Here is a 24,651-nt window from a genome sequence, read left to right on the forward strand (position 1 = left end):
TGCCGATAATCTCACACGGTTGATTAATCTTCAATAAACATTTATGGGTGCTGCCGTCTCGCTCCAGAACGTTCACAAAGTTTATAACAACGTCCCCGTCGTTGACGAACTCTCTTTTACCCTCGAAGCCGGCGAAATGTTCGGTTTGCTTGGCCCAAATGGAGCCGGCAAATCGACAACGATTCGGATGCTCACCACCCTGACGCGCCCCACGAGTGGACGGATAGAAGTGGCCGGTTATGATGTCACGCGGCAAGCAGCCCAAGTTAAGCAGTCAATTGGCGTTGTGTTGCAACAAATTAGTGTTGACAACGATTTGTCTGTGTGGGAAAACATGGAATTTCACGGGCGTTTGCATCATATTCCCAACCCTAGCCGGCAGAAATTGATTAACCAGTGGCTCGAATATGTCGAACTTGCAGATCGCCGGGACGATCTGGTGAAAACCTTGTCTGGAGGGATGAAGCGCCGGCTGCAAATTGCCAGAGCACTGTTGCATGAACCGAAAATTCTATTTCTAGATGAACCAACTGTCGGACTCGATCCGCAAACTCGCCGCCGGCTGTGGGAAATTATCCGTGATTTGAACAAGCAGGGAATGACGATGCTGCTGACAACTCACTATATGGATGAGGTAGAGTATTTATGCGATCGCATCGGGATTATGGATGCCGGCAAACTGATTGAACTGGGCACCTTGGAACAGTTACGGCAGAAACACGGCGAAGGACTGGTAATGAAGCAAATTGGGGATCGCTGGGAATATTTGTTTTTCCCGAACTTGGAACAAGCGAATGCCCACCTTGAACAGCAAAGCGATAAAACCGGCATGATGGTACGCCCCTCCAATTTGGAAGATATTTTTGTGGAACTCACAGGACGCCAGTTAGACTAACCAAGCGGCTACCCATTTTAGATTTTCGATTATTCGCTCATCTAAAATTTAAAATCTAAAATCTAAAATCTAAAATCTCAATGCATCGTTTAGCTACCAAAATAGAAGCCATTCTCTACCTAAAGGGGCAACCCCTTTCCCTTGCAGAAATTCTTGAATATGCTGGTTGTGAGAAAGACGACGCGGAAGACGCTTTGATTGAATTGATGAACGACTACGCGCACCGCGACAGCGCTTTAGAAGTGGTTGAAACGCCGGCTGGATTTTGCTTGCAACTGCGAGACACCTTCCAAGAGTTAGTACAAACGATTATTCCCTTAGATTTAGGGCTGGGCGCACTGCGGACTTTGGCTGTGATCGCCCTCAAAGCGCCGATTACGCAAACTGAATTAGTTGAACTGCGTGGTTCTGGCGCTTATCAGCACGTTCAAGAACTTTTGGAACTGGGTTTTGTTCGCAGACGCCGGCAAACCGATGGCCGGTCTTATTGGTTGCAGATAACCGATAAGTTTCATCAATATTTCCAAGTTGATCAATTGCCTCAGCAGCTAGAATTGAAATTCCCCCTCAGTGGTGAGGAAAACTTGGAAGAAGAATAAAACATCTATCTTTAGCATTAACTGACGCTGGAATTCTCCATCCACAACAGCGGAGTATGCCTAGCTGGCAGAGGCGTCATTTTATCAGAATGGTCTAGAGTAGATAATAAGAAAGGCAGACATTTAGAGGCCACATGGTGTTTAACCCTGACTTTAACGAATCCGACACTGACGACAGCGAAACCAACCCGCTGCTGAAATATCTCCAGCACCAGCCCCCAGAGGTTTTGGCCCGTGTGGCCAAGTCCGCCAGTCCCGAAATTAAGCAAATCATTTCTCAAAACGTCAAAGGACTGGTGGGACTGCTTCCCTCCGATCATTTTGATGTTCACATCACAACCAACCGCGAAAACTTGGCAGGGTTGCTGGCTTCAGCCATGATGACCGGCTATTTTCTGCGGCAGATGGAACAGCGAATGCAACTAGATGAAAGTCTAGAAGATTGTATGTCCCTGCACCGCGATTCGTCTGCCGGTGGAGAATCCGAGCGCGATTAACGTTTAGCGCCCAGCGGTTCACTGCCAGTGAGCCGGCGCAAATCTAGCGCTTTCGGCAACTTATTCTAGCTGTTTGAGGGGAAAGGCATCGGGCCGCACTTCAATCCGCTGGATCTTCCCGTTGCGGTTAATTTCCAAATTTAGTTCGCTGCCAACGCCACTCGCTTCGACGCGATCCTGTACTTCTTCTGTCTTCTCAATGGCAGCGCCGTCGATCTTTTGGATAATATCTCCCTCACGCAAACCGGCTTTCTGTGCCGGCGAGTCATTCAAAACGCCTAAAATCAACACTCCCTTGTCCTGCGTAATTTTGAAGTTCCCTTTCGCTTGCTCATTGATTTCTTCTCGCCGCGCCGGGGTGAGCTCTACCATTTTAATGCCCAAAAAGGGATGTTCAGCACGGCCTTTGGTGGTTAAGTCTGTGGCAACGCGTGTGGCGGTTTCAATGGGGATCGAGAAACCTAAACCTTGAGCGTTCGCCCGAATCGCAGTATTAATTCCAATCACTTCCCCTAGGTCATTTAACAAAGGGCCACCTGAATTGCCGGGATTGATGGCAGCATCGGTTTGAATGAAGCGAACACGTTTATCAGGAATTCCCACCTGAGAACTAGAGCGACCTGTGGCGCTGATAATGCCAACAGTGACGGAATTGTCTAAGCCGAGGGGGTTGCCAATGGCAATCGCCCACTGTCCGGGAACGAGGGATTCAGATTTGCCGAGTTGGACTGTGGGTAGATCCTTGGCGTCAATTTTCACCACAGCCACATCGGTGAGGGGATCGGTGCCTAATACTTTGCCTTTAAATGTGCGGCCATCTTTGAGTGTGACATCCACAACATCTGCGCCGGCAACAACGTGGGCGTTGGTGAGCATCTCTCCGTCGCTGCTGATAATGAATCCAGAACCCGTCCCGCGCTCAAACTGTTCTTCAGGAATGGGGGCATCTTCACCGAAAAACTGCCGGAAGAGGGGATTATCTAAAGCTTTGGGAATTTGTGCGGCAATTTTACGGGCTGAGTCGATCCGCACGACTGCCGGCCCGACTTTTTGGGCAACTTCGGCAACAAAGTTAGGGTTTCCTCGCGCTATCAATGCAGATTTGGATGCCGGCAATGGCGCTAGGGCCGGTTTTCGCAGCACCACCGGCAAGGTTTGGGGATTGTTGGCGTCTTTCTGAGCTTCCAGATAGCGACTGCCTAAAAATCCCGCACCGCCGCCTATGGCTAGCAAGCTTACATAAACGCTCAACTGCTTTAATAATGAACTCATAGATTTTCCCTATCTGACGGCGATACAGGACATAACTCTACTTTAGTCAAATATTCAGCAATTCGGGCTGCAACGACCTCGTTCTTCAACAACTAATAACAAGCCGCAATTTTATTTGTCCTGCCGCCTTTATTTCCCAGATGTTTGGTGCCGGTGAAATCTATCTCATGTAAGATCCGGGAATTTCAGCCTCAGGCTTCAGATTATTGGGAATTCTAATAACATTCAATCTTTAATTTGTCAATAAAAGCGCATTAATTCCCCAACCGGCCTGTGCTTTAGAAAAAGAGCAAATCCTCTCATTTTTCCGCTCAACTCGCCTGAATGGCGTCTTTTTCTTCTGCTAATTGTTTGAGGTGAAGCACAGCATTTTTGATTGTTTGAGCCATTTCTTCTTGATTGATTTGACCGGCTTCTTCGTTCAATGCTTGCCAATTTTGGGTAAAGGTTAACATTAAAGTATCTCCTGATTTGTCATAGAGAGGACTATCAATTTTGTTGATAATTTCTCCTGAGAAAAGCGGATGCCCGGCTAATGTAAATTTTATTTCTCTGGCTTCTTCGTTGATAGTGATTCTTTCTTTTAGCTGCATTTTAGGAAGTTTCATTTCTCGAAGAATGCCATCCTCATACTTTTCTATCACGTTAACTTCTTCTACCTCAGTAATATAACGCTGGGGGTTTTCTACTTTATCCACTAACATTCCCCACAGTGTTTCAAGCGAGGCGGTAACGGGGCTAGTGAAGGTGGTGTAAGGCATAAGAGATGATTCCCAAGAAATTGTTGAATTGCACGAGGACAGAGAAGACAAGAAAGCAGTGCGTTAACGTTTGCTGCGGCTTCCTGCGATTGTAGGATTTTCCCTTGCCGGTGAAACGTCTTGCCTCTCAACTGTAGCACCGTCTTGGGGAGGGCAAAAGTCAACTTTCGTTGCATTGGCAGATGCTTAGGGAGTTAAATGTCATTGTGAGATTTGCAGATCACACAACACTTGGATCTCGTTGAGGTGCTGTCCCTCCGCTTAGCGGAGAGTGAGGGGGAGGAATTCGCGTTTCTGAAACACTTGCCGGTGACAAGCCGGTGAAGCGAACTCTAGCATTTTGCTGCGACTCAACTCATATCATCCTGACTTTATGAGTTTTTCTGAGTAAAAAATAGTGTTCCTACATTTTTTGTACAAAAAAACTCAGTTTTTGCAGAGGCCGGTTTCGCAATAATCGCAGCTAATGCGTCTAGGGGATCTTTGAGAAGACGCTTGATTATTTCATAGTCGGCTCTCAGTCAACCTTTAATTTGCTTGGAATCCCTCTTGCAAAAGTTCAATACAACCGACTAAATCATCTTTGGTTAGTGTTGATTCTGCTCCTCATCTGCCGCAGCGCGAATTAGCTTTGACCCCCACTGTAGGAATTTGTAAGTTATGCTATAAAAAACTCAAATTCAGGTTTGTTTTGAATGAGAGTGCGTGTCCCCCATCAGCAGCCTTAGTAATTCAAAGTTTTGATTTTTCTACCCTTTGTTTCATAGAGGACATTTTTGGAAGCCGGCGGGGTAGAGGCGCTGCATCGTATTTAATTAGATTGGAAGTTTATTTGTCAAGCTTTTCTTTAATCTTTTTCAAATTAAAGGAGTTTAATTGTTCAAGATTTGGCCACATTAAAACTTAGCAATGGCCTGCAATGCTGTTTAAACAATAAAATTTCAGGGGTTGCAATTTAGAAGTTGCAGTTATTGCTCAAGGCTGTTAAGAACAATAAATTTGAGCCGCTTCCGTCATCATAATTTACTGGTCGGCTGCGGTTAGGTTTAAATCTTTCAAACTCTGACGTGTTAGTAAGGATAGAGTTGAACTGTGATTTCTATCAGCCCTAAATTAACCCAAATAAGCCCTGCCGGCGAAATCTTGACTAGCACTTACAATCCCAGCTTAGTCGTGCTTTCAATTATTATCGCCATCGCCGCTTCTTATACAGCACTTGAGCTTGCCAGTCGCGTAACAGCCGGCGTCAAAGGAAAAGTGAACTGGATAGCCGGCGGTGCTTTAGCAATGGGAATTGGCATTTGGTCGATGCACTTTGTCGGGATGCTGGCGTTCCACTTAAGCGTCCCCATTACCTACGACTTACCCCTGGTGCTGCTGTCATTAGTCGCTGCCGTCATCGCCTCTGGTGGGGCGCTAATACTGTTGGGTCAAGGTGTTTTGGGGAAACCCCAAATGCTTGGAGGTAGCGTCTTTATGGGCGTAGCGATTGCCATGATGCATTACATTGGCATGGTTGCCCTGCAAATGCCGGCAACCCTAGAATATAACCCGCTCTTAGTGACTTTATCTGTAGCGATTGCCTGCGTCGCCTCCTGGGTTGCCTTACGGCTGGCACTTCAGCTACGCAGAGAAACCTTTTGGAACTGGCAAAAGCTTGGCAGTGCGGCAATTATGGGAACTGCCATCAGTGGGATGCACTACACCGGCATGGCGGCAGTCACGTTCAAACGCGGCGCAGAACTGATGGCTAATCCCCAGATGGCTAATTCCTCATCCTTGGTGATGTCAATTGGGATTACCACGATGGTAATTTTGATGCTGACCATTTTAATTTCCCAAGTTGATCGCCATCTGTTGGCGCAGCAACAAGCACTGTCACTGCTTCAGACAGTTATTAATGAAATGCAGGTGGGAGTTTTACTTCTGAGTCCTCAGTTAGAGGTGAAACTCGCTAATTTAGCGGCAGCAGAGTTACTGGGTTTGAGCCAAAGTGAATTACTCAGCCAGATCCCTTTTGATAGCGACTGGCAAGTATTTCAGCAGGACGGAACCCCGTTTGCCAGCAAGTTCCAACCTGTGCGGCAAGCACTCATCACAAAAGTGTCGGTGCGGAATGTTGTTCTGGGAATCCAGAGAAGTAAAGGGTTAAAACAGGAGTGTAAAAAGCAAGAAGCTGCCGATTTTCATGCGGCAGTTTCGCCTGCTGACGCTTCAATTATTTGGTTGCAAGTGAATGCGAATCCTCTGCTTACAGCCAATGGCGAAGTTGAGCGGGTAATTTGCAGTTTTAGTGATATTAGCGAATGTCTGCGTGGCGAAGCTGAATTGCAGCAAACTCAAGTTTTTCTAAATTCTGTAATTGAGAATTTGCCGGTTTGCGTGTTAATTAAAGAAGCTGAGTCTTTGCGGTTCACCGGCTGGAATCAAGCCAGCGAAAAACTATTTGGTTATTCTAAAGCTGAGGCAATCGGTAAAAACGATTATGATTTTTTCCCAAAAGAGCAAGCTGATTTCTTTATATCAAAAGACCGAGAAGTCTTAACTAATGGCAAACTTGTAGATATACCCGCAGAGCCGGTTCATACTCCGCACCAAGGAGTCAGGCTTCTGCATACTAAGAAAGTTCCCATTCTTGATGATGCCGGCAACCCGCAATATCTTTTGGCAATTTCTGAAGATATTACTGAGCGAAAAGAAGCTGAAAATGAGCTTATCAAGCAGCACCAACGAGCGCAACTGCTAGCAGAAATTACTCTTAAAATACGTCAGTCTCTTCAGCTGGAAGAAATTCTTCAAACTACGGTTACAGAAGTGTTAAATCTGCTGGAAACGGATCGGGTCTTAATTTATCGACTTTTACCCGATAACTCCGGAACAGTTGTCACAGAAGCCGTGCGTCCGGGGTTTCAAGCGATTTTAGGACAGAATATTTCAGACCCTTGTTTTAGCGAAAAGTATTTACAGTTATATGCTGCCGGTCGGGTGAGAGCGATTGCTGATTTGGAAAAGTCGGATCTGCTACAATGCCATATTGATCTGCTGCAAAGATTTGACGTCAAAGCTAATTTAGTCGTTCCTATTTTGGTGAATGAAGAATTAAAAACCAAGACTGAAGAAAAGGTTGCTAATTCTAATAGTACGACACTTAATTCTCGGTTGTGGGGATTGCTAATCACTCATCAATGCGGGGAGACGCGGCAATGGACGAGCTTTGAAATTGAACTGTTGCAACAACTAGCCGATCAAGTAAGTATTGCTTTGTTTCAAGCTCAAATCCGAGAGCAAGAAACTCGCCAGCGCCAGCAATTGGCTAAGCAAAACCTTGCTTTAGAACAAGCGCTTAAAAATCTCCAGCAAGCGCAAACTCAGCTAGTGCAAAGTGAAAAGATGGTGAGTTTGGGGCAAATGGTGGCTGGAGTTGCTCACGAAATTAATAATCCGGTTAATTTTATCTACGCGAATGTTAGTCCAGCCCGAGATCATGTGAAAAACTTGCTGTATTTATTGGATCTTTATGCTAAAAATTATCCTAAGCCGGTTACTGAAATTACGGAAGCTGCTGAAGAAATTGAGTTAGAATTTTTGCAGGAAGATTTACCGAAAATTTTATCCTCGATGCACGTCGGGGCGGATCGCATTCGTCAAATTGTTTTGAGTTTGCGAAACTTCTCCCGTTTAGATCAATCGGAGAAAAAGCGGGTTGATCTTCACGAGGGGATTGATAGTACGCTGCTAATTTTGCAACATCGTTTGAAAGCAGCCCCAGAACACCCCAGCATTCAAATCGTTAAAGATTATTGTGTTTTGCCGCCGGTGGAGTGCTATCCAGGGCAGCTAAACCAAGTATTTATGAATATCCTCAGCAATTGTTTAGACGCACTGGAAAATCAGCCGGCACCCCGCGTAATTACGATCCGCACTAAGCTGATTGAGAGTGCATCATGGATCACAAAAAAAGAAGATAAAAATTCAATGTTGGATTCCCAATACTTTGTCCGTGTTAGTATTGCGGATAATGGCCCAGGTATGACAGAGGAAATCCGCAGCCGATTGTTTGACCCATTTTTTACGACAAAACCCCCAGGAAAAGGAACGGGTTTAGGGTTGTCAATTAGCTATCAAATTATTGTAGAAAAACATAGTGGTCAGTTGGAATGTGTTTCGGAACCGGATCGCGGTGCGGAGTTTATTATGGAAGTGCCGGTTAAGCTGCCGGCGTGGAAGAAGGGCTAACTAAGTTTTAATAACTGAATCGAGTCAAGGGGACTGAAACGAGAATCGAAGCAATCGTTTCTAACAGCAACTAGGTTAAAAACCATGCCGGCAGCCACATCGCCACCGGCACTTAAGATAAAAGTTTCAAACCTGCCCTCAAACCGGCAGTGCTTGGCCTTGCCTCGTTAAAGTCACACCCAATTCGCCACCCACTCGCATCAACTGCGACGCAAGCACCTCAACATAATCATCGCTATTGTAGTGCTTCAGCGCATATTCATAGCCTCGCTGTGCTTGTGCTTCAGCTTCTTGAGGATTTTGCAACAAATTTATAATTGCTTGGCGCATTGCTGCCGCATCGCCCGGATTCACCACAGTGGCAATCCCCGGAGGTGCAACATACTCAGAAATTCCTTGGGTATTCGTCACTATCACAGGCCGACGGCAAGCCATTGCCTCCATTATGGTCGTGATTCCAGCACAATACTTGCTCTCGATCAGGCTAACTGCGACAACATCCGCATCGCGGTAAAGTTGCACCAACTCTGGCCATTCGTAGAACCGGCGCGACATATTCTCTGGTAGAGTATCGGGAAATGCCTGTCCCAAGGCAACCGCGTCTGTTGAAAAGCCACTAATCTTGACATCAACCTCTAAATCTGAGGTTGCATCGGCAAGGGTTCGGTAGTCTCGCATCTCCAGCCCCACGCTTGCAACAATCGGGCGGCGTTTGTCTTGTGAGGGCGAACCGGGGGTGAAAAACTGCATATCCGTCTGATCAGCGAGCATACAAAGCCGATCTTCGGGTAACTTCAGAAAGCGGCGCAGAAAATCGTATTGTGGGCGGGCGTAGGTGATGAATAAATCAATCCGCTCAGCCAAGCCAAATAACTTCAACGATACACGACCGCGTGGCCGGTTGATATTGTGCGTCAATACAACAATTTTTGGCCGGCTTGCTTTAGTCCCGCATAGTGTAGCCACCGGCACCCCAACATCTTCGCCGGTGCAGAACACCACATCTTCACTACCTAGCTGCGAAGACAACGCCCGCGCCATCGCCCAGTGTTCAGGCTGGCCTGCTATTTTAGCCCGCAGCTTGTCTAAAGGCAACACCGGCTCTGACCCCGGTTCGTGGATCGTTGCCCCCAATCGCTGGCTTAACGCCCACATCACGTGTCTGGGGCGTTTTCCCTCTGCGGCATCCCTGCTAATTTCCTCTAGGTTGAGCGGACGTCCTAATGCGATATGGTATTTCACTGCATTCTCCTTGCCGTTTCACCTGTATTTGGATATGAAGCAATTCTGGAAGCTATTTTTCAATTGAAGCGAAAACAAATAACCACAGGGTTTCAGTCAATTCGCTGGATTAAATATTTACAATTTTTAATCGCGAAATTTTTCTCGCTTCAACTGAAAATAGCCAGCGAGATCTTTAATAAAATGGTTTTGGTAAACTCGTTTTCCGGAACCTTGACGCTTTCAAATTGGGTAGCAGCCGGCGCTAAAAATTTCCCCAACATCAAAGCGTTATGGATACTTAACTCACAAACCTTTGAAACTACTCCACCTATTTTTATAAGGAAAATTATGTGGAATATGTGCCGATACTAAACCACTTTTTCACTTAAAGAAGTATTCATTAACACTTAAGTCGTTAAAATTTACAGAAAGCGTAGCTTGTGCAGTCAAGATTAGGTTTAAAGTTAGGAATTTCTGACAGACCCAAACAAATTTTTCCCTTTAACAACCGCGTCGCAAAAAAAATAGACCCTGTTTCAAACGGTTTCCCTACCGTTGATCGTGCAGCTGGTAATCCCAGCAGGCTTTTGGATATGAAAAAGCGCAGCAAGTATCCCGCACTTGCGAAAATTTACAGGAACTCACTGAAAATCAATAAGTTATTTAGGCGCTGTGGCAAGAGTTTGACGGTAAATTTCCAGCATTTGATCCGCTTTGCGTTCCCAGTCAAAATGCTGCCGGATGCGTTCTTGCCCAGCCAAACCCATTTTCTGCCGTAATTCTGGAGACTGCGCTAATTTCAGCATCGCTTCAGTGAGTCCTTGGATCAACGCTTCCCGTGAAGACGGCTCAACTAAAATTCCGCAAGTAGAATCCAGATAATCAGCCGGTCCCCCCCATTTCGTGGCAATTGCCGGCAACCCCATCGCCATTGCTTCCAGAACAACTGCCCCCCCACATTCATACAAACTGGGAAGAACCAGTGCGTCAGCTTGCTGCAATTTAACTGCACACTTGTCTTGAGAAAGCCAGCCGGCGAATATCACATTATCCGCTAGTCCCAACCGAGCGGCTTGAGCTTCTAGTGCGGGACGTTCTGCCCCATCGCCGATAATTTCCAAAACCGCACCTGTGGCATCGGCAACCGGCTTGAACGCTTCCAGCAGCAAATCTACCGCTTTCCAGTCCACCAGCCGGCCTACAAATACAAACCGAACCGTTTCGTTCGGCTGCTTCGCGGCTAAATCAGTCGCCTTCCACACCGACAAATCAACGCCGTTTTCCACCAATTCGATGACTTTACCGCGCACGCCTGCCGGCAGCGCTTGTTTTGTCCGCTCATTGGCAACCAACAGCGTCTCTGCTTTCAACTTCCCAGGCAGCAGACGATTGAACAAATTGGAAAACCGGCGTCCCTGACTGACCATCACCGTTGCCAACCGGCCTTGATAATGAGGGAAAGCTGGGGGATATTCCATCCCTCCATTCATCGGGCCAATCACCACCGGCGCACCAACAGAAAACATTAGAGATGGCACTTTCGGCGAGACAGGGATCGGTTCATGAACAATATCGATGTTGTGTTCCCGAACCAGCCGGCACACCATGCGGCGCTGCACCACCTGAGTCAGGAGGTGCATGATCGAGCCGGTGGTTAATTCCGCCACCCGTTCCGGTAAACGCCGGCCCCACTGCCATAGCAGCTGATGTAGCCAAGTATCTGGGATAAAGTGGAGCCGGTCGCCCTCGTCGGGGAAAAGCTTCTCAAGTTCAGCCTGAGTACGGGCATGAACTACCAGCCACGTCTCAATATTGCGCGAGCGAAATAACCGGAAATAGTGCACCGGCAGAAACGCCTCTCCGCCGAATTTAGCAGAGGCGTGTTCAGCAACAATTAAAACTCGCATATTTGAGGTTTCCATTGCTTCTCCTTATCAACCATCTGCAATTACCGCGCCTTGGCAAGGGGAACGAGATCGAGCGATTCCTCGTTCCCGCCGGCTTAACCCACCCTAGGCAAAGAACTCATCCACAGGCAAGTGTATGCCTTTGTAGATGATTGTTTCCCGGTCTTTAACCGGCGACCAACCCAAGCGGCGCTCGGCCTTAGAAGCGTCGAACCGGGCGGCACAACTGCGACCTTCACATTCGGCGTAGCTAGGAAGTGCAACGTTCGGATCACGTCCAACGCTTTTAATTGCCCACTTCGCCACTGCTTCTGTGTATGCACGCCAACCGGGAGTTGGGACGCGGCGCAACTTAATGCCGGCGCGATTTTCCAACTCGTCGAGATACTCGTTCGCCGTGATACAAGGGGCACTACACAGGTTAAACGACTCTCCGTCAATATTTGGCAAATCAATTGCCCGCGCCATTGCATCGGCAACATCGTCAACGAGGACGATCGGTAGCCGGTTGTTGCCACTACCATAGAGGGCGGCCACCGAGTTGTAGGGCCAAGCCGCAACACCCCAGTGGTAAGGACTACCGCCAGCACCGAGGACAATACCGGGACGGAAGATCACCACAGGTAGTCGTTTTTCTTGGTGAAGTTCCAGCAGCACCCGCTCATTTTCTACCTTTGAGCGCGGATATGGGGAGGAACGCATCACACCCTCATGGGGTTTGGTTTCCTCGGTAATGGACGAGGCATTCTGGCCGGCATAGTAGATCGCAATTGACGAGGCATAGAACAAGCGCTCAACCCCGTGTTTGATGCACAGTTCCCCCAACTTCCGCGTGGGTTCCACATCATATTTCAGGTATTCTTCCCAGGTTTTCCCGTAGCCGCGCCCCAAGTGGTAAACATAGCGAATGCCATCCAGGGCGGCTTCTAGGGCTTCAGGATCGGTGAAATCACCCTTTGCGATATCGACTTGAAGTTTAAGCAACTCAGGCGGGCAGTCCCTAGGGTTGCGGCTGAGGACGCGAACCCCACGCCCGTCCGCCCGCAGCCGCCGCACCAGCGCCCTGCCGATGAAGCCGGTGCCGCCGATGACTAGGACTGTCGGTTTCTGAACCGGCGGTTCCACGGCTTCCACCGGCGCGGACGCTGTCTTTTGAGGTTCTGGTAGATTGGCTTCGCGTGCCACCCACTCGGCCACTGCCACCGCTGCCTCGCCCAGTGAGGCTTCAACGCGTTCGTCAAGGACGGAACCGCGTCCGTTGTAGAAGCTTTCTACTGTCCGGGCAATGCTGTAAGGAAATGGCCCTTCTGCCTTAGACAGGCGCATCTTCGATAGCACAAAGCCAGACAGGGTGCCGCTTGCCTGCAATACCGAGTCGCGGGCGCTGGCAACGACATTGGCGTAGCGATCAACATCCAGCAGGTAGGGTGTGTGTTCGTTACAGACGTAGGTATTGTTCTCGAAGTCTACCCTGGCAACGCCATTCGTCCCGCGAATGTGGATATAGTGTTCGGGATATCCATCAATAAAGGAAAACCGGATGCGAATGCTGGTGTTGTCTTTCCACCCCCGGATCTCCCAGCGCCGGTAAAATTCTAGTCCGCGCGGCAGTTCTACTTTGTCGTGGACATCCACAGAAAGTGAGTCGGGGGAACCGATCAGGTGGACAAGGTGAACGAAGGAGTGGGGGGCGACCTCGAATAAGATATTTTTCGGTGAGGCTAGCATCCATGCCCCGAAGGGCCCGCCTTTGAGCTGTCCGAGTTCTTTATTCCAGACGATGTCAACTTGATCGAGCCGGCCTAAGCGACCACTGCGTAAGTCGGTGAGCAGTTTTTCATAGGCGGGGAAGTAAAGAAAGTTGTGACTAACGCCGAGTGCACGACCTTGATCGCTTGCCAGCTGACGCAGCTTTTGACAGTATTCAACGGTATGGCACAGGGGCTTTTCAATGAAGGCGTCAACGCCGGCTTCTAGAATTTGAGAGCCGGTGACAAAATGGACATGGGGCGGTGTCAGGACGTGAACCACGTCCAACTTCTCGGTTGAGAGCATTTCACTCAAGTCTGAGTAGACCTTTGGCACGCCCTTAGCTGCCGCGAAACGCTCTGCTAGTCCTCGGTTTAGGTCGCAAATTGCCCGCACATCTACGTTGGGCTGTTGTCGCAGTGCGTTGAGGTGGTAGTCAGAAATGTAGCCGGCACCGAGGAGTGCCACGGCTACGGGATTGTTACTTCCGTTGTTAGTTGCCATTGGCTTATCTCCCAGTTGGTTGGATCGTGTTTGTCACAGTTGTTTGAGAACCCTTGTATTCAATAATTTCATGTTGTTTGTTGCCCCAGCGATCTAAAAAGTATTTAGCAACTCCGAACGCGCCAGGAATTGCTGAGAATCCGCAGGATAAACCCCACGCCACACTCTCAGACCAAGAATATCCCCGCTGCCGCGTCTTTTTGATCACTTGCAATGCTGATAGTGGGTAACGTCCTAAAAGAATCAGGGAAAGCCCGTGGGTGGGAAGTGCTAGGACTAGGGCGGCAAAGGGTATGATCGCCCCCCAAAGCCAGGTGCGCCGCATTTCTTTGACAAATTTGCGCTCTGGGCCGGCTCCATGCATCTGGGAAACCTGGGCGTAGGCGTACCCGCAGCGCTTCGCCCGTTGCCACCACTGGGACAGACGCTGCATATCTGCGTCGTGTACCGTGCTATTTCGGTCAATGCGTAGGATCTTGCCGCCGGCCTCACGCAAGCGTACGCTGAGTTCGTCATCTTCGGCGGCGATTACATTGTTATCGTAGCCCCCGACTGCTGCGAGTGCGGCGGCGCGGATCGCCACATCTCCCCCAAAGCTGCCGGTTTCACCGACGGCACCCATGCGCCACTCCACATCACAAATCCGGTTATAGAGACTGCGCTCTGCGTAGCGTTCGCGCCGCCAACCGCAAATCGCCACGGCTTCCGGGTTAGCATCTAGTGCCTCGGTGGCTGCTTCGATCCAGCCGGCCACCACTTCGCAATCTCCGTCGAAGAAGTGGACGTATTCTACTTCAGGATGCAAGGCTTGCAGTCGCTCAAAGCCGGCGTTTCGAGCGCGGGCGGCGGTGAATGGCACTGACATATCTAAATCGACAACCTCTACCCCGCGATTGCGAGCGGCTTCGCAACTTCCATCGGTGGAGCCGGAGTCAACGTAAACGATCGCTACGCCTTCGGGAAGTTGCCCTTTCAGTGAATTAAGGCAACGAACCAGTCGTTCTCCTTCATTTCTCCCAATGGTGACTACACCGATGCGGCTCATGTCTTTTAATCAAGTATTTTTATTAGTCTAGATGTCAAGATTTTACGATGGTTGCCTTTAAATAGCAAGCAAAGTAATGATTTTTACAAATAAAAACTGCAGACTGTCACGAGATGCCGTTTGCCTTTTTGGCTGTTGTTGTTACCAGCAACCGTAATGCCCGCCAAGTTCTTCTTAAAAGCTGAAATTTCAAGTTGATAAGGTGAAGCATTTTTGGTTTTTTCGCTTTCCAACGGATACGAGCCTGTTTCAAGCAAATTTACAGCTAGCTGCTTTATATTTAAACTTGCCGACCTACTGAATAAGTTGACTCCTCATCTTCTTTATAAGCTTTCACCCAATAATAATTGGTTCCAGAGTTGGCTGCTTTATCGGTAAAAGTGGTCGTCTGCGCCGGCACGGTTGCAATGCTAGTTGCGTTAGTGGGATTGTTAACAGTATGGCGATAAACTTGATAAGAAGTTGCCGCTTCTACGCCCTGCCAATTGATTTCAACTGAATTATCTGAACGAGTCGTCGTTACCCCTGTTGGAGTCAGTTCTAACTGCTCTTTCAGTTTCAAAAGCGCCCGATATTTGTGAGCTTCTTCAAGGGGTTGGCTCAAATATTCCAGCGCCCCCCATGAACCGTATTTGCCAAAGCCTCCCACATAGTTAAATTGACTCACCGTTTTAAATCCCCAGGCATTCATTCGACCAAAATATGAAAGATACAATTCGTAGATTCGGGGATCTTGGTTCACTTGAACAAACACATCTGCTAGTTTAGAATCTTGTGGAGCCGCAAAATGTTGTCCGGATTCGTAGGCGAGGATATCTAAACCGCGAGACTTAGCTATCGATACATTTTCTAGCACTCGATTATATCTTTCGTTGTCGTCTTGTTTGAAGTAATTTTCTGCAACTTCAATGACGCTATCAACGGTCAAACTTGACAAATTTTCTAAATTTTCCTTGGGAATTCCCCAGTAAGGTGCGATGGCTAAAGCATCCGGCTGTAGTTTGCCGGCATTAACTTTGGGATTATCAAGCGCTGCCAAGAGCTTTTCATTATAATCTGGGGCACCATTCCAACCGGGAATCACTTCCACAAATCTTTCATCTGATCCGAAAACTTCTCGAAATATTTGGAAAATTTCTAAGGATCTTTTAACCGTTAAATCAATTCTCGCCAGTTTTTCACTAATCTCTTTATTTCCTTGCTTATCGACGGTTTCCCCCAATCCCTGATTTACGCCGGCTTCGGTAACGTAGCGAAATTGCGGAAACCGGCCATTCCAAATTTCATTTGAATATTCTAAATATATCTTCCGATTGGGAGCAAGACGTTCTTTCAGTAATTGGGCAGCATTTCTAATATATTCATCACTGACTGCATAGCCGGTGCTCCACCACAAATCCGCGCCGATTTCATTGCATAGCTCAGCCATAGATTCTAAAGGCCATCCCTCTCCCCATCCGCCCTTCCCGCCATCAGGATAGCGAACTTCATCGGCCCTAATTCTATCCGCCCAAGCAACTATTTCTTGAGGGGGGGCGTTGGCAAAAACAGGTTTAGTTGCGTTACCAAAAAATCTTAAAGGCGAAAATTCTTTTAACCTTTCAACATACAGGGGATTAAAGGGTGCTTTGGTTAAATCGTCATTTCCATGTCCGGGCAAAATGACTTGAATATTTCTTACCGGATCTGAAGCACTTGACTCCATTAGATCCAAAGCAATTCCTTTTTTAGGCGTTACATTAAATTCAGCGGTTGTTGTTCCCCCTGTCCCTTCTACTTCTAGTTTTCCATCCTGACTAATCACAATCTTTCCAGTTCCCTCAAATTTGAGGGTGTAGATTCCCGCCGGATAATTGCTGTTATCGGCTTGCATCACCGTTCTCACTCTTAAAGGCATTGGCTTGCCGGTTTCTGGATGGTTATATCCCTCAAGAGTGTAGGGGACTTCTTTCGGATAGCCTTCCCCGTCTAACCAATTATTTTTAAGCTTTTCAAAATAAGCTTCATTCTCCTTACTTCGTTGAATACCGCCTTGTCCCCAATCCCCAGCTTTGAGGTTAGCATCGACGACATACCAAGGCCGAGATTGTTTGAATAAATTCTTAAACGGAATTGCAGGCGTCCAGTCACTTAGGGAAGAAACTTGTATTCCCACGGACATATTAGTTTCTGTTGCGGGTGTAGAACTTACAACAGACAAGGCTAGCGGGTTGACTCCGTGAATGCCATTCATGTTAAGGGCGAGTACGGCGATGAATGCCAAAATAAAGCAGGTGATAGCCGTGACAAAAGGATTTTTTGTCAGAACTCTCAACCGATTGAAATCAAAACGCTTTTTGCTGCCCGCATCCCCCGCACTCAACTGTCCCCACAAGTTACTGAATTTGCGCTGCTGTCTACTATTTTTCATCTCAAATCCTTGGAAAAGTTGGGGGCTGATAATGGAGGGAAGCCCCCTGCCGGCTACATTTTTCCCAACTCTGATTTTAACTTGTCGGGTAAAAATTGGCTGGCATCAGGGGGTTTATCCTATCACCGTCTCACTTTTTTTCTCCTCCAAAGTTACGCCCTCTCGGTTAGCAACAACTCCCATCAGATCGAGATATTTTTGAGCGGCATTGTCAAACGTGAATTGATCGAGCCAATCTGAAGCGGCTGATTTGGATTGACCAGAAAGAACCTTTAAAATTGCGGCTGCCATCGCCTCGCTGTCGCCGACCGGCACGAGTTCGCCGTACTTTCCATTATCTAAAATTTCAGCCGGCCCACTCTGGCAATTTGTAGAAACCACGGGGGTTTTCACCGCTAAAGCTTCGACCACGACATTACCAAAACCCTCCCAAGCCGATGACAAAGCAAAAACGCTTGCTTTTGCCATATAAGCATAGGGATTTTTAACAAAACCGGGCATGGCGACATCATTTTCTAAGTTTAATTCGCGCACAAGTTCTTGCAATCGAGAGCGCTGCGAACCTTGCCCTAAAATCATCAGTCGTGCCGGTTTTACCTGTCGCACTTTCGCAAAAGCGCGAATTAAAGTGAAAAAGTCTTTTTGCTCTTCCAATCTTCCCACGCCCAAAATTACCGGCAACTCTCCAGGGGCAAACCAGGGATGATCGACGGGTTCTTTGGCTCTTGTCAAAAGTGCCGGCGTGATCACGGGATTATAAATTGTTTGGACTCGCTGTGCCGGCAAGCCGGTGATATTGGTGATATCTTCAGCCACACCCTTAGAAACTGCGACGATGCCATCCGCCATCGGATAAAACAACTTTGCCGCAAGCGGTGCCCAGTACCTCATCTTGTAAGGCGGTGCGTGTTTTGCTTCAACGGAAATCATCGTCCGTTCAGACACCACAACCCTTGTGGAAACTCCAGAAAGGCGCTTAGCGCACAATGCAACTTCGTTGGCGTAGTGATTCGCTGAGAGTAGCGCCACAGGTTGATTTTGGCGCAGGTAACGAATTAAGTTTGGAAGTCTTGCTGCTACCCGTCGCGCATCTAAATCTACAATTCGGACTTCTGGTGGAAAATCCCACAGCCCAACGGCTCCTGGAAAGTTGAGGACTAAGTCCACCTTCAAGCCACGCTCGATAAACTTGCGCGTTAAGTTCTGCATCATTTGCTCAATTCCACCATTGAAAAGGCAATGGAGATAAATGGCAATGTGCGAAGATTTTTCATGCATGATTAGCCAGTCCCACTTTAATCTTGAGCAGTGTTTACAATCCCTTTTGGGATACGCACCTTTAATGTAAGTTTTTTAACAAGCATTGCCCTGGAAGCTTAAGATTTAAATAAGATAAACCGGCATTTCAACAGCACCTAATTTTTTCAGAACTTTCCAAACTTATACTTTATTCTTTTTTTGTATCCTACGATACTTTTTCGTGCTTACCCTGTTAGCTTCTGACCCATATCCTTAAGCCAGTTCTTACTATCCGCGACTCTTTGACGGATTAAAGTCAAGGATTCAATTAAAATTGTCGCTCAACCTCTGGGGAAAATGTTGCCAGATTGCCAGAAAAAACTTGTTTACCTGTAAGCTGCTGAATTTTCACTGATTGAGCAGTCCCCCATCACTTTAATCTGCTGAGCTTGCATAAATTTGTGGGCTAATAACTAAATCAAGGAGAAAATTAATGAGTTACCATTGTATTATTTTTCACCGGCTTACCTAAAATTTCCAGGATTAAAATTATCTCCGATTTCTCAGTGGACTCGCCTTTTAAGATAACTGATTCAGTTTAATCTGCAAAGTCTTTACTAACTAAATATCCCAAGCGCTTTAGGACGGTTAGTAACCGTTGAGGGGTTTTGGCATCAATCTTAGGGTATATATTTGAAAAAATGCTGGAACTCTAGGAAGCAGTATTGGCCGGCAGCAACCAATGAAACTAGGGCAGCCGACGCTTGCAGCAAATCCTGACCTTGGCTAGATTTCAGGCTTTCAAGAATAATTGATTACAATCAGAGAAGGGCAGAAATGATTGGTAAGGCAATTAAGGTGCATTGTAATTGCATCTGTTCAGCAAAGAGAAGAATGTACATGAGCGCAGCAGCAATCTTCTCGCCTTTACAACCCCTGCCTGCCTGATAATATTCCTGCCATTTTGGCAGGCTCCCCCCTGCTGAGGACTGCTATAATCGCTTGGGGATGTAAGGCAGTAAACATTCAGTAGTTGAAGGCTAATTTCAAAACATAAGGATATTAGAAAAAAGATGAGCGTTAAGCCAGCAAAATCTTCAATGGCTACACAAGTTCTCGCTACAGAAGTTGTAGATAGTTCGTCACTCCTTGAATTACAGACGAAAATAGCCATCGAAAAGATTGATGAGCAAAGCGTAGCAGCAGCACTGCTGACTCATCTGTCAGTAGATGACTGTGTGGTAATGCTTCGCCAATCTCAAACCGGCGAGGAAGCCCTCGTTGCTTACACAGTTCTCACGGGGCAGTTTTCGCCTGAACGGCTGCAAGGCCACTTAGAAAGTGCTTTTGCCGGCACTCCCCTACCAAAAATTTACTTTGTGCCGGTTTCGACACTACCCCTGACGGCTGAGGGTGAAATTGATCGGCAAGCTTTATCCCAGATCCCAGTTATTGAAAACGGCTTAGTGGAGGAATGGGAAAACCGGCTGCGATCACTGCCAGAAATTGAACAGGCAGCCGTAGTGGTAGAAGATCACACGGAAAAAATTTCCCCGATCCATCTGTCGGATCTGCTGCCCAACTGGAAAACCGCCTCAGAAAGTGCCGCAGTTTCAACCGCTGTGGATACACCGGCACCTTCAACCGGCAAGGTAGAAGATTCAGCCCCCAAACCCCTTGCTATTAGCACCGGCGCACCCCTTACTGAAGAAGCCGGTGCCCCGCAAAATCTCGCTGAAGCCCTCGCCAGAACCGCCCAAAAATCGCCAAATAAAGGCATTATTTACCTAGACAGTGACGGATCTGAAACGGTTCAACTGTATCCAGCCTTATTAGAACAAGCCCAGCGAATTTTAGCCGGCTTGAGAAAACTCGGACTCCAACCGCAAGACAAAGTCCTGTTTCAATTCGATAACAATCAAGATTTCTTTCCGGCATTTTGGGGTTGCACATTAGGCGGCTTCGTTCCCGTTCCCATCTCCGCCGCGCCGGCTTACGAAGCATCCAACAGCACCGTTAAAAAGCTGCAAAACGCTTGGCTGATGCTGGATCGGCCCCTCGTACTCACCAACAACAGTTTAGCCCCGCAAGTCCGCTCCCTGTCGGGTAAATTAAATCTTGAGAACTTTCAAGTTGCGGCGATTGACGATTTCCGAGACTGCGCTCCGGATCTGAATTGGCATAATAGCCTGCCTGAGGATCTCGCATTGCTGCTTCTCACCTCAGGTAGTACCGGCGTCCCCAAAGGCGTCACCCTCAGACATCGCAACCTGATCAGCAGCGTCACCGCCACCTCTGCAATGAGTAATTTTACTCAAGAAGATGTCTCGCTGAACTGGCTGCCCCTCGATCATCCTGGCCCAATTGTCCGCTGTGTTATCCGCACCACCTTTTTAGGCTGCCAGCAAATTCACGCCCCCACCGGCGCTGTTTTGGCAGATCCGCTGAAATGGTTCGACTGGATCGAACGCTATCGCGCCACAACCACTTGGGCACCTAATTTTGCATACGCGCTGGTTAATGATCGCGCCGAAGCGATTAAGAAACGGCACTGGGATTTATCCTCCGTCCGCTCTATTTTAAACACCGCCGAACCGATTGCCGTACAGACTGCGAAAAAGTTTCTGGAATTGCTAGCCCCTTATGGTTTAGAAGCCACGGCGATGCAATCTTCTTGGGGGATGGCAGAAACCGCCTCCAGCGTAACAGTTTACGACCGATATTTAATCGATTCAACACCGAATCAACAAAGCGCTTCTTTTGCCGATTTAGGAAGTCCGATTCCCGGCACTTCTCTGCGAATTATTAATGCTCAAAATGAAGTCGTTGAAGAAGGAACCATCGGTAATCTGCAAATCAAGGGTTCTACGGTAACTGCCGGCTACTATAACAACCCGGAATTGAACAAAGAAATGTTCACAGAAGATGGTTGGTTTAACACCGGCGATCTGGCATTTCTCCATCAAGGCCGATTGACCATTACAGGCCGAACCAAAGATATTATCATCATCAACGGCAGCAATTACTACACCCATGAAATAGAAGCCGTCGTTGAAGAAGTAGCCGGAATTGAAGTTTCTTATACGGCGGCTTGTGCAACGCGAAAACCGGGAAGCAATACCGATGAATTAATTGTCTTTTTTAATACTGAAATTTCTGAAGATGAGCGTTTATTAGAACTGCTCAAAGATATTCAGAAAACCGTCGTGCGCCGGCTGGGTATCAGTCCGACTTATCTGATCCCGGTTGAAAAAGAAGTCATTCCCAAAACTTCGATAGGTAAGATTCAGCGTTCCCAACTCAAACAAGGCTTTGAATCTGGGACGTTTGATGCCATTGTCAAGCGAATTGATGTGCTGTTGGGCAATAAAAATACGCTTCCAGACTGGTTTTACCGAAAAGTTTGGCGTCCCAAACAAATTACAGCGTTTGACAATAAACCGAAAGCCGGTCAGTCCTTGGTATTTCTCGACTCGCTGGGGTTAGGGGAATTGTTGCTAAAGGAACTAAGCAAAAACGGTGCATCGGTTGTGGCAGTGGAAGCCGGCACCGAATTTGCCAAACTCGCAGATAATCACTATCGAATTGACCCGAAAAATCCGGAACACTACCAGCAACTATTGCAGCAGAGTGTTAAAGATAACTCCCCAATAGAGCAAATTCTGCACCTGTGGAGTTATGACAAATATCAGGGAGAAATTGAGAGCTTAGAAACGCTAGAAACCGCCCAAAACAAAGGAATCTACAGCCTACTTTTCTTGGTTCAAGCACTGTCTGAAATTCAGGGTTCTAAAACACCTGTACGCTTAGATGTGATTGCCAGCCATGTGCAGCCGGTTGAACCCGATGATGAGATTGCTTGTGAACGTTCGCCCATATTAGGTTTCGTTAAAACCATTCCGCAAGAATTTCCCTGGATAGACTGCCGGCATCTTGATTTGTCTACAGAGCAAAATGAAGAAAATGCCGGCTACATTCTTCAAGAACTTCAAGGAATTCAGCGGGAGTCAGAAGTCGCTTATCGCAGCGGTAAGCGTTTGGTTTCTCGCCTAGAGAAATGCGATTTTTCCCAAGAAGAAAAGCAAGCACTTCCCTTTAAAGCCGGCGGAATGTATCTGATCACCGGCGGCTTAGGCGGCATTGGGACAGAAATTGCCCAATATCTGCTGAAAAATTATCAAGCGCGATTGCTGTTAATCGGCAGAACTCCCCTACCAGAAAGAAGCACTTGGGAATCTAAATTAGAGCAGTCGAGTGCCGGTTTTGAGCGAATTAAAGCTTACTTGGAGCTAGAAAAGCTAGGCGGTGAAATCGCTTATGAAGCCGTTGATATTAGCGATTTTGCCGGGATGCAACAGGTTGTTGAAGGCGTAAAATCTCGCTGGCAATGTGAATTGGATGGGGTGATCCATTTAGCCGGCGTGACATCCAGACGTTTGCTAACCGAGGAGACAGAAGACAGTGTCGCCGGCACCCTTCGTCCCAAAGTTCATGGCACATGGGTGCTGCATCAACTGCTCAAAAATCAGCCAAATGGTGTTTTCATAACCTTCTCTTCCGTAAACGGCTTTTTTGGCGGATTTAGTGCCGGTGCTTACTCAGCAGCGAACAATTTCTTAGATTACTTCTGCTATTACCAACGCCATAAAACTTCGTTGCAAAGTTATTGCTTTGCCTGGAGTATGTGGGATGAAATGGGGATGAGTCGTAACTATGAAATGAAAGAACTCACCCGTGCTCGCGGTTACTATTTAATTTCCGCCGAACAAGGTTTGCATTCAATTCCCATCGCTTTGCAATATCACCAAGCACACACAATTGTAGGTTTGGATGGCAGCAACCCGCAGATGTTGCGCTACATGGAGACGGATTCCTATGCTTTGCAGAAGTTAAGTGCATATTTTACGGCTGCTATCAAGGATTTAGCCGCCACGCAATTGCCGACATTGGAAGTGGGCGATCAATTCGGAACACCCAGCCGGTGCAAATTCCAGCAACTTGCAGAAATGCCGGTGGCAGAATCGGGGGAAATCGACAAAGCGCAGCTAACGGCGAAAAGTCGGGGTACAACGGCTGAACGGGTTGCACCGAGGGATGAAATAGAACGCCAACTTGCCGGTATTTGGCAGGAAGTTTTAGGCGTTTCAGAATTAGGAATTCATGACAATTTCTTTGAGTTAGGGGGTTCTTCGCTATTAGCGATTCAGCTATTTGCCAGAATTGAAGAGCAATTTAACCAAAAGCTGCCCTTAGCGACACTGTTTGAGTCGCCAACCGTTGAGCAATTAGCGAATATTTTCCGCCCTTCTGAGGTGCCGGTGAGCTTCGATTCCCTAGTAGCTATCAAGTCTGGGGACGCTTATCCGCCGCTGTTTTTAGTGCATGATGCCGATGGCGAAACCATGCTCTACCTGAATTTGGCACGCCTGCTGAATCCAGAACGCCCAGTTTACGGGTTGCGTCCTTACAGCAAAAATGGATTCCCCATTTTGCACACCCGGTTGTCGGAAATGGTGAATTACTACATCGAAAAGATCCGTAATGTGCAACCTCAAGGGCCATATTTGTTAGGCGGCTTGTGTGCCGGCGGTGTGATTGCTTATGCGATCGCAGAGGAACTTCAAACGCAAGGTGAAAAAGTTGCTCTCGTTGCCTTAATTGATTCCCTTGATGTTCAAGCCCCCCGGAAAATTGCTCGCGTTGCGAAAAAACAGTTGAGCCGGTTTTCACAAGTTCTCAATCAAGACCGGCAGCTTAATAAGCTAGAACGTTTTGCCGCTATTGTGAATAAAGCTTCCAAGAAAGCACGCAATTGGCTTGCTTATGAAATTGGCTCAAGAGTTGAGAGCAGCCGCAATAAATTCAAGGTAATGCTTTACAGGTATTACTTGGATAAAGGGTTGCCGGCACCTCAATTTTTGCAAGACCTTTCTGTGCGAACAATTTACCGAATTGCAGCAAAAGAATATATGCCCCAAGGTTATCAAGGTCAGTTAGCACTGTTCCGCGCAACTGAAGGGGAAGGCATAGAAGAGCCGGCAATTAACCTCACCAATGATCCTTTATTTGGTTGGGGTAAACGCGCAACGAAAGGGGTTGTGGTTTACGATATTCCGGGCGGACATTCGAGTATGCTGCAAGACCCCAATGTGCAGGTGATGGCAGAAAAATTGAATGCTTACATTCATGCAGCTTTGGCAGAAGAATCTGTTTCTAAATAAGCCGGTGTAAGCAAATTATCTTATTATGAGGGCGGGCATAAAGTACCGCCCTTATTGTTTTATGATTGAATGCCGGTGTAATTGTAATATAG

General features: G+C 47.5%; 13 protein-coding genes. 5 read left to right on the forward strand and 8 right to left on the reverse strand.

Going from position 1 to position 24,651, the window contains the following annotated elements:
* Positions 1-43: 43 nt before the first annotated feature.
* From ccmA to H6F56_RS24050, 3 genes are all read left to right on the forward strand, one after another.
* A complete protein-coding gene (gene ccmA, locus H6F56_RS24040; RefSeq protein ID WP_190674009.1) occupies positions 44-895 on the forward strand; it encodes a heme ABC exporter ATP-binding protein CcmA in 852 nt (283 codons plus the stop codon).
* An 80-nt stretch (positions 896-975) separates the two neighbouring features.
* On the forward strand, positions 976-1,494 hold the full coding sequence (gene scpB, locus H6F56_RS24045) for an SMC-Scp complex subunit ScpB (protein WP_190674012.1): 519 nt from the start codon (positions 976-978) through the stop codon (positions 1,492-1,494).
* 134 nt (positions 1,495-1,628) lie between these two features.
* On the forward strand, positions 1,629-1,991 hold the full coding sequence (locus H6F56_RS24050) for a DUF760 domain-containing protein (protein ID WP_190674015.1): 363 nt from the start codon (positions 1,629-1,631) through the stop codon (positions 1,989-1,991).
* 60 nt (positions 1,992-2,051) lie between these two features.
* Here the strand turns inward: H6F56_RS24050 and H6F56_RS24055 are convergent, their stop codons facing one another.
* Positions 2,052-3,263 (reverse strand): HhoA/HhoB/HtrA family serine endopeptidase, encoded by a 1,212-nt coding sequence (locus tag H6F56_RS24055; protein WP_190674018.1) that lies wholly within the window; start codon positions 3,261-3,263, stop codon positions 2,052-2,054.
* A 311-nt stretch (positions 3,264-3,574) separates the two neighbouring features.
* On the reverse strand, positions 3,575-4,024 hold the full coding sequence (locus tag H6F56_RS24060; protein ID WP_190674021.1) for an AtaL-like protein: 450 nt from the start codon (positions 4,022-4,024) through the stop codon (positions 3,575-3,577).
* Between the two features lie 1,092 nt (positions 4,025-5,116).
* Here H6F56_RS24060 and H6F56_RS24065 point away from each other — a divergent pair.
* The gene (locus H6F56_RS24065) at positions 5,117-8,260 is read left to right on the forward strand and encodes an MHYT domain-containing protein (RefSeq protein ID WP_190674024.1); all 3,144 of its coding nucleotides are present in this window, start codon (positions 5,117-5,119) and stop codon (positions 8,258-8,260) included.
* 138 nt (positions 8,261-8,398) lie between these two features.
* Here the strand turns inward: H6F56_RS24065 and H6F56_RS27130 are convergent, their stop codons facing one another.
* The 6 genes from H6F56_RS27130 to H6F56_RS24095 form a co-directional block, all read right to left on the reverse strand.
* The gene (locus H6F56_RS27130; protein WP_190674027.1) at positions 8,399-9,502 is read right to left on the reverse strand and encodes a glycosyltransferase family 4 protein; all 1,104 of its coding nucleotides are present in this window, start codon (positions 9,500-9,502) and stop codon (positions 8,399-8,401) included.
* Between the two features lie 641 nt (positions 9,503-10,143).
* Positions 10,144-11,406: a glycosyltransferase family 4 protein gene (locus H6F56_RS24075; RefSeq protein WP_242032150.1), complete on the reverse strand. Its 1,263-nt coding sequence runs from the start codon at positions 11,404-11,406 to the stop codon at positions 10,144-10,146.
* Between the two features lie 90 nt (positions 11,407-11,496).
* A complete protein-coding gene (locus H6F56_RS24080) occupies positions 11,497-13,644 on the reverse strand; it encodes an NAD-dependent epimerase/dehydratase family protein (RefSeq protein ID WP_190674030.1) in 2,148 nt (715 codons plus the stop codon).
* Between the two features lie 4 nt (positions 13,645-13,648).
* Positions 13,649-14,689, reverse strand: coding sequence for a glycosyltransferase (locus H6F56_RS24085; RefSeq protein ID WP_190674033.1), 1,041 nt, complete (start codon positions 14,687-14,689; stop codon positions 13,649-13,651).
* 280 nt (positions 14,690-14,969) lie between these two features.
* Complete coding sequence (locus H6F56_RS24090) at positions 14,970-17,099, reverse strand: hypothetical protein (protein WP_190674036.1); 2,130 nt, start codon at positions 17,097-17,099, stop codon at positions 14,970-14,972.
* A 114-nt stretch (positions 17,100-17,213) separates the two neighbouring features.
* Entirely contained in the window at positions 17,214-18,377 is a 1,164-nt protein-coding gene (locus H6F56_RS24095) for a glycosyltransferase (protein ID WP_190674040.1), read from the reverse strand.
* Between the two features lie 1,034 nt (positions 18,378-19,411).
* On the opposite strand from H6F56_RS24095, the gene H6F56_RS24100 reads away from it, so the two are divergent.
* On the forward strand, positions 19,412-24,559 hold the full coding sequence (locus H6F56_RS24100) for an SDR family NAD(P)-dependent oxidoreductase (protein WP_206753424.1): 5,148 nt from the start codon (positions 19,412-19,414) through the stop codon (positions 24,557-24,559).
* Positions 24,560-24,651 lie beyond the last annotated feature (92 nt).

The organism is Microcoleus sp. FACHB-672 (genome assembly GCF_014695725.1).
Lineage (GTDB): Bacteria > Cyanobacteriota > Cyanobacteriia > Cyanobacteriales > Oscillatoriaceae > FACHB-68.

Bases quoted from the DNA above. Each gene is read 5' to 3' on its own strand.
- ccmA (WP_190674009.1), top strand. From the start codon at position 44: ATGGGTGCTGCCGTCTCGCTCCAGAACGTTCACAAAGTTTATAACAAC.
- scpB (WP_190674012.1), top strand. From the start codon at position 976: ATGCATCGTTTAGCTACCAAAATAGAAGCCATTCTCTACCTAAAGGGG.
- H6F56_RS24050 (WP_190674015.1), top strand. From the start codon at position 1,629: ATGGTGTTTAACCCTGACTTTAACGAATCCGACACTGACGACAGCGAA.
- H6F56_RS24055 (WP_190674018.1), bottom strand. From the start codon at position 3,263: ATGAGTTCATTATTAAAGCAGTTGAGCGTTTATGTAAGCTTGCTAGCC.
- H6F56_RS24060 (WP_190674021.1), bottom strand. From the start codon at position 4,024: ATGCCTTACACCACCTTCACTAGCCCCGTTACCGCCTCGCTTGAAACA.
- H6F56_RS24075 (WP_242032150.1), bottom strand. From the start codon at position 11,406: ATGGAAACCTCAAATATGCGAGTTTTAATTGTTGCTGAACACGCCTCT.
- H6F56_RS24080 (WP_190674030.1), bottom strand. From the start codon at position 13,644: ATGGCAACTAACAACGGAAGTAACAATCCCGTAGCCGTGGCACTCCTC.
- H6F56_RS24085 (WP_190674033.1), bottom strand. From the start codon at position 14,689: ATGAGCCGCATCGGTGTAGTCACCATTGGGAGAAATGAAGGAGAACGA.
- H6F56_RS24090 (WP_190674036.1), bottom strand. From the start codon at position 17,099: ATGAAAAATAGTAGACAGCAGCGCAAATTCAGTAACTTGTGGGGACAG.
- H6F56_RS24095 (WP_190674040.1), bottom strand. From the start codon at position 18,377: ATGCATGAAAAATCTTCGCACATTGCCATTTATCTCCATTGCCTTTTC.
- H6F56_RS24100 (WP_206753424.1), top strand. From the start codon at position 19,412: ATGAGCGTTAAGCCAGCAAAATCTTCAATGGCTACACAAGTTCTCGCT.